Source organism: Oceanobacillus manasiensis, assembly GCF_000724085.1.
Taxonomy (GTDB): Bacteria; Bacillota; Bacilli; order Bacillales; family Amphibacillaceae; genus Oceanobacillus_B; species Oceanobacillus_B manasiensis.
The window spans coordinates 52,706-67,737 of record NZ_CCDL010000006.1 but is presented as its reverse complement, the minus strand read 5'-3'; the positions used below and the strand labels follow the sequence as shown (position 1 = coordinate 67,737).

20 protein-coding genes are annotated in these 15,032 nt (G+C 39.5%); all 20 read right to left on the bottom strand.

Annotated features, from left to right (window positions below; all coding sequences use genetic code 11):
• Positions 1-253 precede the first annotated feature (253 nt).
• The gene (tkt, locus tag BN985_RS18720) at positions 254-2,248 is read right to left on the bottom strand and encodes a transketolase (RefSeq protein ID WP_042225540.1); all 1,995 of its coding nucleotides are present in this window, start codon (positions 2,246-2,248) and stop codon (positions 254-256) included.
• Positions 2,249-2,324: 76 nt separating this feature from the next.
• Positions 2,325-3,014 carry a D-allulose 6-phosphate 3-epimerase gene (gene alsE, locus BN985_RS18715; protein WP_042225539.1) on the bottom strand — a complete coding sequence of 230 codons (690 nt, stop codon included), beginning with the start codon at positions 3,012-3,014 and terminating at the stop codon, positions 2,325-2,327.
• A gap of 40 nt (positions 3,015-3,054) precedes the next feature.
• On the bottom strand, positions 3,055-4,155 hold the full coding sequence (locus tag BN985_RS18710) for a PTS fructose transporter subunit IIC (RefSeq protein ID WP_042225537.1): 1,101 nt from the start codon (positions 4,153-4,155) through the stop codon (positions 3,055-3,057).
• A 27-nt stretch (positions 4,156-4,182) separates the two neighbouring features.
• The gene (locus BN985_RS18705; RefSeq protein ID WP_042225536.1) at positions 4,183-4,635 is read right to left on the bottom strand and encodes a PTS sugar transporter subunit IIA; all 453 of its coding nucleotides are present in this window, start codon (positions 4,633-4,635) and stop codon (positions 4,183-4,185) included.
• 29 nt (positions 4,636-4,664) lie between these two features.
• Positions 4,665-4,982 (bottom strand): PTS fructose transporter subunit IIB, encoded by a 318-nt coding sequence (locus tag BN985_RS18700; protein ID WP_042225534.1) that lies wholly within the window; start codon positions 4,980-4,982, stop codon positions 4,665-4,667.
• 11 nt (positions 4,983-4,993) lie between these two features.
• The gene (locus BN985_RS18695; protein WP_042225532.1) at positions 4,994-5,431 is read right to left on the bottom strand and encodes a PTS sugar transporter subunit IIA; all 438 of its coding nucleotides are present in this window, start codon (positions 5,429-5,431) and stop codon (positions 4,994-4,996) included.
• Positions 5,421-6,920: a BglG family transcription antiterminator gene (locus BN985_RS18690; protein ID WP_232225623.1), complete on the bottom strand. Its 1,500-nt coding sequence runs from the start codon at positions 6,918-6,920 to the stop codon at positions 5,421-5,423. The genes BN985_RS18695 and BN985_RS18690 overlap by 11 nt, the downstream gene beginning before the upstream one ends.
• Positions 6,921-7,170: 250 nt before the next feature.
• Positions 7,171-7,563, bottom strand: a complete 393-nt coding sequence (gene rpsI, locus BN985_RS18685; RefSeq protein WP_042225528.1) for a 30S ribosomal protein S9 — start codon at positions 7,561-7,563, stop codon at positions 7,171-7,173.
• Between the two features lie 19 nt (positions 7,564-7,582).
• Positions 7,583-8,020, bottom strand: a complete 438-nt coding sequence (gene rplM, locus BN985_RS18680; RefSeq protein WP_042225526.1) for a 50S ribosomal protein L13 — start codon at positions 8,018-8,020, stop codon at positions 7,583-7,585.
• 183 nt (positions 8,021-8,203) lie between these two features.
• Entirely contained in the window at positions 8,204-8,959 is a 756-nt protein-coding gene (truA, locus tag BN985_RS18675; RefSeq protein ID WP_042225524.1) for a tRNA pseudouridine(38-40) synthase TruA, read from the bottom strand.
• A 17-nt stretch (positions 8,960-8,976) separates the two neighbouring features.
• The gene (locus BN985_RS18670; protein WP_042225522.1) at positions 8,977-9,777 is read right to left on the bottom strand and encodes an energy-coupling factor transporter transmembrane component T family protein; all 801 of its coding nucleotides are present in this window, start codon (positions 9,775-9,777) and stop codon (positions 8,977-8,979) included.
• On the bottom strand, positions 9,770-10,642 hold the full coding sequence (locus BN985_RS18665; protein WP_042225519.1) for an energy-coupling factor ABC transporter ATP-binding protein: 873 nt from the start codon (positions 10,640-10,642) through the stop codon (positions 9,770-9,772). The genes BN985_RS18670 and BN985_RS18665 overlap by 8 nt, the downstream gene beginning before the upstream one ends.
• Positions 10,618-11,457, bottom strand: a complete 840-nt coding sequence (locus BN985_RS18660) for an energy-coupling factor ABC transporter ATP-binding protein (protein WP_042225516.1) — start codon at positions 11,455-11,457, stop codon at positions 10,618-10,620. Before BN985_RS18660 ends, BN985_RS18665 begins: the two co-directional genes overlap by 25 nt.
• Positions 11,458-11,847: 390 nt before the next feature.
• Positions 11,848-12,201, bottom strand: a complete 354-nt coding sequence (rplQ, locus tag BN985_RS18655) for a 50S ribosomal protein L17 (protein WP_042225514.1) — start codon at positions 12,199-12,201, stop codon at positions 11,848-11,850.
• Between the two features lie 152 nt (positions 12,202-12,353).
• Positions 12,354-13,298, bottom strand: a complete 945-nt coding sequence (locus tag BN985_RS18650; protein WP_042225512.1) for a DNA-directed RNA polymerase subunit alpha — start codon at positions 13,296-13,298, stop codon at positions 12,354-12,356.
• A 208-nt stretch (positions 13,299-13,506) separates the two neighbouring features.
• Positions 13,507-13,896 carry a 30S ribosomal protein S11 gene (gene rpsK / locus BN985_RS18645; protein ID WP_036578637.1) on the bottom strand — a complete coding sequence of 130 codons (390 nt, stop codon included), beginning with the start codon at positions 13,894-13,896 and terminating at the stop codon, positions 13,507-13,509.
• Positions 13,897-13,918: 22 nt separating this feature from the next.
• Positions 13,919-14,284 (bottom strand): 30S ribosomal protein S13, encoded by a 366-nt coding sequence (rpsM, locus tag BN985_RS18640; RefSeq protein WP_042225510.1) that lies wholly within the window; start codon positions 14,282-14,284, stop codon positions 13,919-13,921.
• 24 nt (positions 14,285-14,308) lie between these two features.
• The gene (rpmJ, locus tag BN985_RS18635; RefSeq protein WP_010095733.1) at positions 14,309-14,422 is read right to left on the bottom strand and encodes a 50S ribosomal protein L36; all 114 of its coding nucleotides are present in this window, start codon (positions 14,420-14,422) and stop codon (positions 14,309-14,311) included.
• A 33-nt stretch (positions 14,423-14,455) separates the two neighbouring features.
• Positions 14,456-14,674 (bottom strand): translation initiation factor IF-1, encoded by a 219-nt coding sequence (infA, locus tag BN985_RS18630; RefSeq protein ID WP_010095735.1) that lies wholly within the window; start codon positions 14,672-14,674, stop codon positions 14,456-14,458.
• Entirely contained in the window at positions 14,652-14,987 is a 336-nt protein-coding gene (locus BN985_RS18625; RefSeq protein WP_042225507.1) for a KOW domain-containing RNA-binding protein, read from the bottom strand. The genes infA and BN985_RS18625 overlap by 23 nt, the downstream gene beginning before the upstream one ends.
• Positions 14,988-15,032 lie beyond the last annotated feature (45 nt).

Sequence of the window (15,032 nt, the reverse complement as noted above, 5' to 3'; positions counted from 1 at the left end):
GAAGTGTTCCGAAATAGATTTTAATATAATTTCAAGCAATTAAAAGCAGCGGGTAGAGTTTCAAGGGTACATTATTAATAGCCATAATGACTTATAGCAACATGTTTGCCATAAAAAAAGCACTCCCCAAAATGGAAAGTGCCCGTTATATTAACGTTCTTGTCTATATTTAGTGTTATTCATTAGAATCTCTTGTAGCATAGTTTTAGAATAATGATTAGTTATAACGTACGATAATTTTATCAACACACACTTATAGGTTCCTATAAGCCTCTTGAATAGCCTCACTTGTAAATCCAAATTCACTTATAATTTTATTCCCTGGAGCACTAGCCCCAAATCTATTAATACTCAATGAAGTGCCTTGATCACCTACATACTCTTCCCAACCAAACTTGGATCCCATTTCGATTGAAATACGCTTTTTCACCGCTTCTGGTAATACAGATTCCTTGTATTCAGGTGATTGTGCTTCAAATAGATCAAAACTTGGTAAGGAAACGACGGATACATCGACGCCTTCTTCCCCTAAAGCCTTTTGCGCCTCCATTGCTAGGCTTACTTCTGAACCAGTAGCAATAAGGATGCCTTCAGGCAATTCACCTTTTTGAGGGGAGATTACATAGCCACCTTTAGCTACATTTTCATCCGCATTTTCTTTTGTTCCTTCGATGACTGGTAGGTTTTGACGACTTAACACTAAAATGGTCGGTGTATCTTTAGAAGTCATCGCAATTTTCCATGCTGCACGGGTTTCATTACCATCCGCTGGACGAATAACATGGACATTTGGCATCGCACGTAAGCTTGCTAATTGTTCGACTGGTTCGTGTGTTGGACCGTCTTCTCCAACTGCTACTGAATCGTGAGTTAAGACATATGTTACAGGAGCATGTTGAATTGCGGATAAACGGACGGCTGGTCGTAGGTAATCGACAAATACGAAGAATGTTCCGCCATATATATGTGTCCCACCATGAAGTTGAATCCCATTCATTGCACAAGCCATTGCAAATTCACGCACACCAAACCAAATGTTGCGTCCTTCGTATTGACCGGGTTGGAAATCCTTTTCAGCGGCGACCATCGTATTGTTTGATGCAGATAAATCTGCAGAACCACCCCAAAAGCTTGGTACAGCTTTTGATAATGCTTGAATCATTTCTTTACTAGAAACACGGCTCGCTTGGCTTTCGCCTACGTCATAAGTCGGTAGCTCGCTATCCCAGCCTTCAGGCAACTCACCAGCAAATGCTTGTTTAAATTGCTTAGCTAATGCAGGGTATGCTTTTGCATAAGCTTCAAACGTTTGATTCCATGCCTCTTCAGCAACTTGACCGCGATCTTGAATAGATTCTTTAAAACGGGCAGCCGCTTCTTCCGGAACTGTAAAAGCTGGGTAATCCCAACCATACGCCTTCTTAGCTGATTCAATACCTTCTGTGCCTAATGGTGCCCCATGAACCGATGATGTTCCAGCATTCGGAGCGCCAAACCCAATGACTGTTTTTACTTCAATTAATGTTGGTTTTTCTGTTTCTGCTTGCGCTTCTTCAATCGCTTTAGAAATCGCGTTTAAATCTGTACCGTCTTTCACTAAGAGATGCTGCCAACCACTTGCTTCAAACCGTTTACCGACATTTTCAGTAAAGGCTTTAGTGGTAGGTCCATCTAGTGAAATATCATTTGAATCATATAAAACAACCAATTTGCCTAATTTTAAGTGTCCCGCTAATGAAGCAGCTTCTTGGGAAACACCTTCCATTAGATCACCATCTCCACAAAGTGCGTAGGTATAATGATCAACGACATTATAGTCTTCACGATTATAGGTTGCGGCTAAATGTGCTTCTGCCATAGCCATTCCAACAGACATCGCGATTCCTTGGCCTAATGGACCAGTAGTTGCTTCTACGCCGTCTGTGTGGCCTACTTCTGGATGTCCAGGTGTTTTGCTGTCCCATTGGCGGAAACTTTTCAAGTCATCTATTGTAACTTGATATCCTGCACAATGAAGCATGCTATATAGCAATGCAGAACCATGACCTGCTGATAGCACAAAACGGTCGCGATCTACCCAATTACGTGATGTTGCTGGATTAATTTTTAAGTGCTTTGTCCATAAAGCATATGCCATTGGTGCAGCCCCCATAGGTAGACCTGGGTGCCCAGAATTTGCTTTTTGAACGGCATCAATACTTAATGTACGTAACGTATCAACACCAAGTTGATCAATTTTATCAAACATATACATTTCTCCTCCCAAGAAAAGAGGCTTTTAAACAATCTGCGATAGAGATTGCCAAACCAGCCTCTTAAGATTTTTACTTTATTGTTTTTCCAGTCATGTCTTCATAATCTTTACTCATAATTTCCCATGATTTCTCAATTTCATCATCTAATCCAAATAAACCACTACGGCCTACAATATAGATATCGGGACCCGCTGCATCAATCTTTTTAAATGATTTCCGATTAGATGATCCATCCATTTCGATAACATATTGATAATCCTTTTCTTCTCGTAATTCTCTTAATGCGACAATTTTATCAAGGGTGCCATCGATAAAACGTTGTCCAGCGAACCCTGGATCAACTGTCATGATGGTGATTTTATCTACTAATTCAATATAAGGGAAAATAGTCTCAATAGGCGTTTCTGGATTTAGTACCACCCCTGCTTTTAATCCGGCATCATGTATTTGATCAATCAAGCGGAAAGCCAAGCCATCAAGTACTTCTGCATGCATGCATATCCATTCACACTTCATATCAACTAATTGTCCAACCCAGAAACTTGGATCTGTGACCATAAGATGGACAGACATTGGTAGATCACTTATTTTCCGTACTTCATCAATGAACCATGGGGATAATGTAATATTTGGAACATAATGCCCGTCCATTATATCAATGTGATAAGAATCTACATGATCATTTAAAAACGTAATTTGCTCTTTAAATTTATCTAAGTCCATTGTCATCAATGATGGTGAAAATTCTACTTTATTCATAATCTAGTTATCCTCCTTGAAATCTTGCAACTACACTTGGTTAGTAAATTTGAATATCATCTAAATCAATATCGTCCTCTTCTACCTCTTCTTGTGCTTTAACATCCTCTTCCGTCACGTTTTTCTTAATTAAAGCCAAGGCTATTCCTGTTACAAGCACATTCACTAATATTGCTACGGCCCCGGTCCATGGTTGTGACATGGTTGGTAACATCAACACACCACCAAATGGCACAGTTGCATCTGCTCCTAGAACCATTGATGTAGCACCACCGGCCGCTCCACCAATTGCTACTGCGATTACGCAACGAACAATATCATTCATTACAATTGGAATGACACCTTCGACAATATTAATGACACCCATTGGTACAGCAGACTTCAACGTCTCTTTTTCCACTGGTGTATAGATTTTCTTTCCAAATAACTTTGCTATAAAGTAAGCTAACCCAAATCCAATTGGAGTTGCTGTGTTTACTAGTTGTAATGCCGTAATAGGCCCGTTAATTCCTTCAGCCTGCATTGTCAGTACAAAGGCAAATACTGTTTTGTTGATCGGACCACCGAAGTCAACTCCACTCAATAAACCTACAATCGCACCAAATACCAACAAGGAAGAAGAACCTAAACCTTCCAACGCATTTGTTAATAAAGAGGTAAAACCAGCGACTGGTAAACCAATCACATAAACCATGATTAAACCACCAATAATGGAAGTGAAAAATGGTATAATTAAAGTTGGCATTAAGCCTTTAGCCCACTTCGGTACTTTAAAATGTTTTAAAATAGCTACTGCAAGATAACCCGCTAAGAAACCTCCTAAAATCCCGCCAATGAATCCAGCACCAATTGCATTAGCAGTTAAACCGATAATAAAACCTGGAGCTATTCCTGGTTTTCCAGCAATGGAGTATGAAATACCAGTAGATATAACGACAGGTAATAAGCCTAAACCTGCTCCACCCATTGTTGCTAATGCATCCCATATGGTAAACTCACCTTGTATTAATTCAGATTGACTCGTCCCACCAAATGCCATACCAATTGCTATTAAGAAACCAGCTCCGCATACAATTGGTATCAAATATGAAATCGCGGTCAATAAATGACCTTTAAGATTTAAATTTTTTATTTTACTCATTTTCACCCCTCCTATATAATCCGAACCTTAATTACACAAGGCTTCTTGCACATCTGAAGCATTTTTCGACTGTAGCATTTTTTCGATGACTTCATCATTACCTAGTTTTCTAGCAAATAGTGATAATAGTTTTAGATGCGTTTGTGCACCGTCATTCTCTTTTCCAACAGCAAACAGAATGATCCCCTTAACGCCATTCCCATCTAGAGTTTCCCAAGGAATTTCTTCTTGAGTAATACCGATAGCTACTCCTATTTTATTGACTGCTTCACTATTCCCATGTGGAATAGCAATATAATTTCCGATCCCAGTTTGTCCTACAGCTTCCCTAGCATATATATCTTCCAGAAACACTTCGACATCTGAAATGTATTCATTTTTTAATAATACTTCTGCTAATTCTTGTAATGCTTCCTCTTTATTTTTTGCACTCAAGTCTGTTTTGATTGTTTTTAAATCTACAATATCTTTTACTTCCATGCTTTTTCTCTCCCATTCTATTACGTTAGTTAATTCTTTTGATTTACGACTTCTACCGCTTTTTCAATTAATTTATTTGGAGATTTCACAGCTATTTCCGTCGTAACTTGAATGATTCGCTTTCCTTCAAAACGTTCTCTTCCTGCAATTTTAACGTCTGCAGCGATGATAACGATGTCCGCTTCAGCAATTTGTTCTTGTGTTAATTCACTTTCTGTTCCAATTGTCCCTTGTGTTTCTACTGAAATTTCATGACCTGCTTTCTTTCCGGCATTCTCTAATTTTTCCTGTGCAATATATGTGTGTGCAATCCCAACTGTACATGCTGCTACTCCTACTATTTTCATCATGATTCCTCCTAAGTTTTTTTAATTTCTTTATTCAACGTTTCTTCGTCACTACAATTTAATAATCGAGATAAATACGCTTCATCTGCTAAAGTTCGCGTGAACGAGGATATTCTTTTTTTCACCTGTTCATCTTCATTTTCTTTTAATAAAATAACTATTAGTAAACGGATATCCTTCGTCTGCCAATTCCATGATAGTATGGGGTTTGCTAGTCGGATAAACATAATCTGACTCTTCTTTATTTTATCGCTTTCAATATGTGGTAACATGACATGCTCTGCGATTAATGTGCTACCTGCCATATCTCTATCATTTAACTGGTTAATGATCTCCTCTTGTTGCGAAGGGTCTTCCTGACATACCATCTCAGAGATAAATGTGTGTACTTCTTCTTTTGTTGTTAGCCCACAATCAAAGTAGACGTGATAGAGTAAATTATTTTCCATGATAAATCTCCTCTATTTTTCTCTGAAGTCTCTTTTGGTCATCAATTGAAAACAGAGCACTCACTAATAAAAAGTGAATTGGTACTTCGTCTTTTATATGAACCGTGCTCAGGATTAACTCAGCATCTGAGTATTTTTCTTTAAACGTTTTCATATTTTGGGAAGCTACTACATCAACAATTTCTAGCTCAGGAAATTTTCTTGAGACCTTTGCTTTTAAAAGCTCCGAGGTTCCAATTCCCGTAGTACACATAATAAGTGTTTTTATAGGACGTTGATGTTGGCCTGTTACAATTACCTTTGCAAAATAAAGCGTGATAAATCCATTTTCATCTTCGTTTATCTCTGGTAAGTTGAATTTTTTACTTACAAATTCAGATACACTTGTTACACCCCAAAAAACATCTTCATACGTTACTTTAATTTGGCTTAACAAGCTATTTTTTGTTCGAATTTTGTAATCTAATCTATTAAGCATAGGTTTGATATGGTTGGCTAAATCAGTAAAAATGGATTGGCTATCTATATCAATTCCTAAGTGAATACGCATCCCTTCAATATACGCTTGCGTAACTTGGATGACCTCTTTGGAAAAAGTAGAGGTTTTAGCAAGAGATCCCTGCATCCTTGATGACACTAAATACTGATATAGAAACCATATCTCAATATCTGGCAAAGTACTGTTTAAATACTTTTCTATATTATTAACAACAGCTTTAGCAACCGGATACAAAATATAATCTCTTTTCATACTTTCCATTTCTTCAACAGAAACCTTATCTGGAAACAATAAGGATGGAACTTTCCTTGTGCGACTTAATAATATATATAAGTGCGAGAAAATGTTTACATTATAAGGGTAAGGAATTGTTATATCTAAATCCTTTTCTATATCTCTGATCTGACCTAATATAAATAAAACATCATGCTTATTAAAATTAAGTTCTTGGTTTCTTTTTAAATCATCAATGTCAATGGTATTAAATATTTCATTAACATTTTTGATCGCCTTCCTAATATCAGCTTCTTCTCCCAATATGGCTAGTTTTCTGTCTTTTCGCTCTAAAACTAAATTGTACTTTTTAAGTTCGTCGCTCATTAATTGTTCGTCTTTAAAGATAACGGAGTCCCCTACATAATAGTTACTAAACAAATTGTAAATATTTATAGGCTTAGGAGAAGACAATAATAATTCTTCCATAATGCGCTTACGTCTCTCATCAGGAGAAAATTGTTTTTCTTGGCTTTTGTTATTACTCTTTTGGTAGTTAATAAAGTTTTCGTAATCTAGTCTATAACCTCTCCCTCTTTCAGATATGATTAAAGGACTTTCCATGTATTCATCGTTAACTTTTCTTATTAGACGATATACCGTTTTTTGAGAAACATTAAGTTCTTTAACTAGTTCCTGCGAGGTAACATAGCCTTGATTTTTTGAGAGAAACAGTAACAGATGTTGTTCACGATTTTTTTTTGAACTCACAGCCATGCCTCCTTGTTATTTATAATAGTATATTTTAGAGAAAACGCTTCCCTATATAATGACCGTTGCAACGGTCACTTTTTCGACATTGTGTTAGTTTATACTAATTTGGTTGAAATTAATATTAAAAGAACAGGAGATGCTTACTTGCATACCTTCTTGCATTATGTACGGAAGTTCTTATATCAAAATAGAAATACAACACAAAAAAGACTCCCAACCAATTGGTTGAGAGTCTTGAAACGTAAATATAAAATTAACGTTTTGAGAACTGTGGTGCACGACGAGCGCCTTTAAGACCGTATTTCTTACGTTCTTTCATACGAGCGTCACGAGTTAGGTAACCTTCTGATTTAAGAGATCCGCGGTATTCTGGATCTGCTTCAAGAAGTGCGCGAGCGATACCGTGGCGAATTGCACCAGCTTGGCCAGTGAATCCACCGCCATGAACGTTTACTAAAACATCATAAGTTCCTTGAGTTTCAGTAGCAGCTAGTGGTTGGTTCAAGATTAAAAGCTGTGTTTCATATGGGAAGTAGTCTTTTGCTTCACGACCATTGATTGTTACGTTACCTGTACCTGGAACTAAGCGTACACGTGCAGTTGATTTTTTTCGACGACCTGTGCCGTAGTATTGTACTTGTGCCATTTGATTAACCTCCTTTTAATTACCCGCGAAGTTCGTAAACTTCAGGTTGTTGTGCTTGATGATTGTGTTCAGCGCCTCTGAATACGTGCAATTTCTTACCCATTTTACGTCCAAGAGAACCTTTTGGAAGCATTCCTTTAACAGCAAGCTCAAGCATTTGCTCAGGGTATTTAGTACGCATTTCATATGCATTACGTTCTTTCAATCCACCTGGGTGGTTTGAGTGACGGTAGTAGATCTTGTCATTGATTTTGTTACCAGATAGTTCTATTTTCTCTGCGTTAATGATGATTACATTATCGCCAGTGTCAGCGTGTGGTGTGTAAGTTGCTTTATGCTTTCCGCGAAGGATTGCAGCAACCTCACTTGCTAAACGACCAAGACGTTGGCCTTCAGCATCCACAACAAGCCATTTGCGTTCGATATTAGATTCATTCGCCATGAAAGTTGTGCGCATGATTGTTCCCTCCATAATTAAAAATTCATTTTAAATTTCGTTTCGTTATTCCTATATTCAACACAATTAGATTCCGGGGCTAATCGTGGTTTCAGAAATAAATTGCCATAGATCATAATATACCAAAGTATAGGGATTTGTCAAGGGGGTGAGCAGATAATTTGCGTAAACTCTCCATTTATTCTATGAAAGTTCTTCTTCATAGACAACATTCCACAAATAAAGCCCTTGTGGTGGAATAGTTTCGCCCACAAGCTGACGATCTTTTTGGTCTAGCAATTCATTTATATCTTCTGGTTGTCGCCGCCCCTGACCGATGTCCAGGAGCACTCCCACGATAATACGCACCATATTATATAAAAAGCCGCTCCCCCGAAAAATAAACTCCAGCTCTGTCCCCTGCTGTTCGCAGCTTACTTGGAAAAGGGTTCTTTCCTTACTTCCCTTTGTCGTTGCTTTTGCAGATGAAAAGGTTGTAAAATCATGTGTCCCTTCCAGGTAAGTGCAAGCCTCTTTGATTTTCGAGACATTTAGTGTATAGGGGAAATGATAGCTGTAATGACGTTTAAAAACATCTGGCTCTTTTTCATTTGTTACATAATAGCGATACTCTTTTTCTACTACGTCATAGCGAGCATGAAATGTTTCTGAGACTTCTGTAACATCCTTAATATAAAGATCTCCCGGCAACAAGGTATTTAGTGCAAGCTTCCAATTCGCTACAGGAATCGTATAAGGGGAGTCAAAATGGATTGTCTGCCCTTTCGCATGTACACCTGTGTCGGTTCTACCAGAAGCTTGGATCCGTATCGCTTGACCCTTATGCATTTTCTTCAACGCTTTTTCCAACTCGCCTTGGATTGTACGCTTTCTGGGTTGTATTTGAAAACCGGAAAATTGGGACCCATCATAAAAAATGGTGCATCGTAGTCTTACCATTCTGGTTCAGCCTTTCCTTAGTAGCCTCTTGTTAGTAGTAGTCCTGCAATGACAGCGATAAAAAGTAGATAAACGGCGATATCACGTGCGTTTATCTTTAATTCCCTTAGTTTCGTACGTCCCTCTCCACCATTGTAGCCACGTGCCTCCATAGCCATAGCCAGCTCTTCTGCCCTTTTAAAGGCACTTACAAACAGAGGAATTAGCAAAGGGACCACCGCTTTAGCTCGATCTTTAATTGAGCCTGTCCGAAAGTCAACTCCTCGGGAAGCTTGAGCTTTAGAGATTTTATCAGTTTCCTGCATAAGGGTCGGGATAAACCGAAGCGATATGGACATCATTAAGGCTAGCTCATGCACAGGGAATTTCACCTTTTTAAGGGGATGGAGCATGTCTTCAATTGCATCGGTAATCTCGATTGGTGTCGTTGTTAAGGTCAATAGAGATGTAACGAGTATTAATAAAAAGAAACGCAGTGAGATGGCTATCCCTTGGAATACTCCACCAGAATATATTTGAAAAGAATAGATCTCCAGCCAAACGCTGCCTTCCTTTGTTACAATGATATGCAAGATGAACGTGAAGACAATCAGGAACCATATCGGTGTCAGCCCCTTCATAATAAATCGTATGGGTACACGAGATATCACCATACTGACCAGTGCAAACAATGTTAGAATACTATAACTCAATACATTATTAGCTAAAAATACGATAAATACAAAAAAGAAAATGAGCGTAATTTTCGTTCGCGGATCTAATTTGTGGACTAGAGAGTTGCCTGGTACGTATTGACCAATGATCAAGGCGTTATTCATCTATTCCGCCCCCTTGTACAACACGTAGGATGTCCTCGGCCATTTCATCCACCGTCTGCCCTCTAAATGGCAGCGACTTTTTAAATCTAGCTTCAAACTTACTTAGGAATGCAACACTCTCTGGTACATCTAATTGTACCTTATGCAAGGCATCCTTCTGGGTAAAAACATGGACAGGATTGCCTTCCATATACTTTTTACCTTGATTTAAGATGATAACCTGATCAGCATATTTCAGTGCGTCCTCCATACTATGGGTCACGAGAACAGTAGTTAGCCCCTGCTTTTTGTGCAGCTCGTAAAACATTTCCAACATTTCCTTCTGCCCACGTGGGTCCAAACCTGCTGTAGGTTCATCTAGTACAAGTACTTCTGGTTGCACCGCCATCACTCCAGCAATGGCCACCCTGCGCATCTGTCCACCACTCAGGTCAAATGGAGAGCGTTCCAAGATTTCTTTAGATAACCCAACAGCTGGAATAATTTCACTAATCCTCTCTTCGATCACTGCTTTTTCTACCCCAAAGTTTTCAGGACCAAAGGCTATATCCTTTGCCACTGTTTCCTCGAAAAGCTGATGCTCAGGATATTGGAAGACTACTCCTACCTTGCTACGCAGTTCCCGCATGTTCTTTGGCTTTTCCTTTGCTTTAAGGTGAAAATCACCGATCGTTACCTCGCCTCTCGTAGGCATAGCCAACCCATTAAGATGTTGAATTAACGTAGATTTCCCCGAACCTGTATGGCCAATCACAGCAACAAAGGAACCGGAAGGAATGTGGAAGGTCAAATCCTCAATTGCCTTATGAGCGAAGGGGCTATTTTCTTGATAAATATAGCTTACGTTGTTGAATGTAATGTCCATAGTTCCTCCAGAAGCTCCTCATGATTTAATGGTTCCTTTGATAGGACTAATCCCTGTTCCTGCAATTCATCTGCCAGGATGGCCACAAAGGGGACATCTAGCCCAATCTCCCGGAGTGCTCGCTTTTTAGCAAATATTTCTCTTGGAGTGGCTTCATCCCATATTTCTCCTTGATTCATCACGATGACCCGATTAGACTGCACTACTTCATGTAAGTCATGGGTGATTGTAATTAAAGATAAATTATTTTTCGCTTGTACTTGCGTTACGGTTTTCATTATTTCGGTTCTACCTTTTGGATCTAGCATTGCGGTCGCTTCATCTAAGATAAGTACTTTGGGGGACACCGCCAGTACTCCTGCTATTGCAACACGCTGCTTTTGTCCACCTGAAAGGCGATGTGGTTCTGTTAAATGGTATTCCTGCATTCCGACAGCTGTTAAAGAATCCTCAATACGGGATATCATATCTTCACGTGGGATTCCTCTGTTCTCCATTCCAAAAGCGACATCATCTTGTACCGTTGTGCCCACAAACTGGTTGTCTGGATTTTGGAACACCATTCCCACATCTTTTCTGATGTCCCAAATTGTTTCTTCTGTTACTGGCTTTCCTGCGATTAAGATCTCGCCTTCTTGTGGAAAAAGTAACCCATTTATAAGCTTTGCGATCGTCGACTTACCAGATCCATTGTGGCCAATAATCGCAATAGATTCATCCTCATAGATTTCAAATGAACAATTTTTTAAGACCCAGGGGTGCTCTTCTCTATATCGAAACGATACATTTCTAAACTCTATTAGCTTCTCTCTCATTTTAAAGCCTCCTCTAGCTCTTCTCTCCCCCTGAGGTGTGGATTATAGGGGCAATGGGGCAATCACTGCCCAGAAGCCTTTAAAAGGACTCTGAGAGGTTTATCACCCGTGGTGTTAATTTTATCTGAAGACAGGGACTTTCAAATTCAGTGCTACAGTCATGCGACTTTCTAGTGTTCTGAGAGGACGCGGGGCGGATTCGCTCGAGTTTGCGCCTTTTTCGCCCGACCCTGCGTCGCTCCCACTCACTTTCAGCCCACCGGCAATATTTTGCCCTCGTTCGAAGTCCCTGCAAAACTTTACATTAAAATAGCTTTTTAACTTACAAAAAAAGGGCTTGGCTTCACCTCATGAAGAGATTCAGTCCTGCCCTCGACGCCTTTTTGTAGATTAAACTAATTCTACAATTGCCATTTTTGCTCCATCACCTTGGCGTTCACCTAATTTAAGAACGCGTGTGTATCCACCTTGACGGTCTTCATAGCGTGCAGCAACGTCATTGAAAAGTTTTTGAACAACACTTTCATTTTCGTTAGCTTCTTTGTTATATAAGAAAGCTGCAGCTTGACGACGTGCATGAAGATCACCACGTTTTCCAAGCGTAATCATTTTGTCTACAATTGTTTTAAGCTCTTTCGCTTTTGCTTCTGTTGTTTCAATCCGTTCATGAATAATCAAATCAGATGCAAGATTACGTAGTAGAGCCATACGAGAATCTGTTGTACGACCTAGTTTTCTAGCCATGGACTATCCCTCCCTTTCTTGATGACTACAGACTAAATTTAAAAATGCGAACAACCGCAAAGAAAACCTGCCACTTCTACCCTCTTTAACCAGTTATGTCCCGGTTACCGGGACTAGGTTAAACAGGCATAGATGTTTTGGTTAACCGATGATCAGTCGTCATCGCGTAAGCCTAAGCCTAAATCAATTAGTTTTACTTTTACTTCTTCTAATGATTTACGACCTAAGTTACGAACCTTCATCATGTCTTCTTCGGATTTGTTTGCTAGTTCTTGAACCGTGTTAATCCCGGCACGTTTCAAGCAATTATAGGATCTGACAGAAAGATCAAGTTCTTCAATTGTCATTTCCATTACTTTTTCTTTCTGATCTTCTTCTTTCTCTACCATGATTTCAGCCTTTTTGGCTTCATCCGTTAAACCAACAAAAATATTAAGATGCTCAGTGAAAACTTTAGCTCCAAGAGAAACAGCTTCCTCTGGGCGAATGCTTCCATCTGTAGATACATCTAATGTTAGTTTATCAAAGTTAGCTACTTGCCCTACGCGTGTATTCTCCACTTGATAGGTAACACGGGAAACGGGAGTAAAAATAGAATCGATTGGCACTACACCAATAGGTTGGTCATCTTTTTTATTCGCTTCAGCCGGACGGTAGCCGCGACCACGTTCTGCGGTAATTTTCATACGCAAGTTACCTTTACTGTTCAATGTAGCAATAGGTAGTTCTGGATTTAATACTTCTACATCACTATCGAATGTCAGATCAGCAGCCGTAACTTTTCCTTCTCCTTGTACATCAACTTCTAAAACCTTCTCCTCATCAGAGTAGATTTTCAAAGCCAGTTTCTTCAAGTTCAAAATGATAGACGTTACGTCTTCAACAACACCATCAATTGTTGAAAATTCATGAAGCGCACCATCAAATTGAACAGATGTAACAGCAGCACCTGGAAGTGAGGATAGTAGGATACGACGCAAGGAGTTTCCTAGAGTGGTACCATATCCACGTTCAAGCGGTTCGACTACGAATTTACCAAATGTAGCATCCTCGCTGACTTCTACCGTCTCAATTTTTGGTTTTTCAATTTCGATCATTCAATAAAACCCTCCTTTAAAACGTCGAAACCCCGGTTAGACACCGCGTCTAACCGAAATTCCTCAAATAGGCAGTTGGCGTTTCTGCACTACCTGCAATACTTTCGTACTTGTTGTCTCTCGAATGCTGTATGGTAAAGGGCGAACCTTTACATTTTTAGCTATCATAACCCATTATAGACAGGGTGACAAATTCTATACGGTATAATTATACGCGACGACGTTTTGGTGGGCGACAGCCATTGTGAGGAACAGGAGTTACATCAACAATTGCTGTTACTTCTAGACCAGCTGCTTGAAGAGAACGAATCGCTGCTTCACGACCAGCCCCAGGTCCTTTAACTGTTACTTCTAGAGTTTTCATTCCATTATCCACAGCAGATTTTGCTGCAGTTTCTGCTGCCATTTGAGCGGCAAATGGAGTTGATTTACGAGAGCCTTTGAAGCCTAATGATCCAGCAGAGCTCCAGCCAATCGCATTACCTTGCGCATCTGTAATTGTAACAATTGTATTGTTAAAAGTAGAACGGATATGCGCGATACCAGTTTCTATATTCTTTTTCACACGACGCTTACGTGTATTAGTTTTACGTGCCATTAATTAGCTTACCTCCTTCACGTTATTTTTTCTTGCCTGCAACTGCTCGACGAGGTCCTTTACGAGTACGTGAATTGTTCTTTGTTTTTTGTCCACGAACTGGCAACCCACGGCGATGACGCACACCTCTGTAAGAACCAATTTCGATTAGACGTTTAATGTTTAGGGATACTTCACGACGAAGGTCCCCTTCGATTGTATATTCATCGATTGCTTTACGGATTTTACCAAGCTCATCTTCTGTTAGATCGCGTACGCGAGTGCTCTCTGAAACGCCTGCTTCTTTAAGGACTTTCTCTGCGGTCACTTTGCCAATTCCATAAATGTAAGTCAATGAAATTACTACACGTTTGTCACGTGGAATATCAATACCTGCAATACGTGCCATAAGATTGTAACACCTCCTATTAGTTTAGCCTTGTTTTTGCTTGTGTTTCGGGTTTTCGCAAATAACCATAACTTTACCTTTACGTTTGATTACTTTGCATTTTTCACAAATTGGTTTAACAGATGCTCTTACTTTCATCTCATCTTTTCCTCCTTTTATATCGGAGCTCGCTTATTTATAACGGTACGTAATTCGTCCTCTAGTTAAATCATACGGAGAAAGTTCCACCGTTACTTTATCACCTGGTAGAATGCGGATGAAATGCATACGAATCTTGCCTGAAACATGTGCCAATACTGTGTGGCCATTCTCAAGCTCTACATTAAACATCGCATTCGGCAATGTTTCGGTTACGGTACCTTCAACTTCAATTACATCGTCTTTCGCCATCGTGTTGATCTCCCTTCTTCAAATCAGTCACAACTTCATTGATAAATTTAGCTATGGCAAACCGCAGCTTACCATTTGTGACACGACCAGTTTCTAGAAGGCTTTTCTGGACTTCAGGAGAAATGTAGTCCATAACTTCAATATGATGCAAGTTCTTTTTCTTTGGTCGATCATATTTACGTTTTTCCCCATCTGCAAGCAAGACATACCGATCTTCAAGTATTTTGATAATAACCGCATATTGTCCTGCTTCCCGTCCCTGCATAATACGAACAACTTGACCTATTAGCGGAATCGAATCATCTTCGTTCAACAACGATCACCTTCACTTAGGCTATAGTTTATACTGCCACCCTAC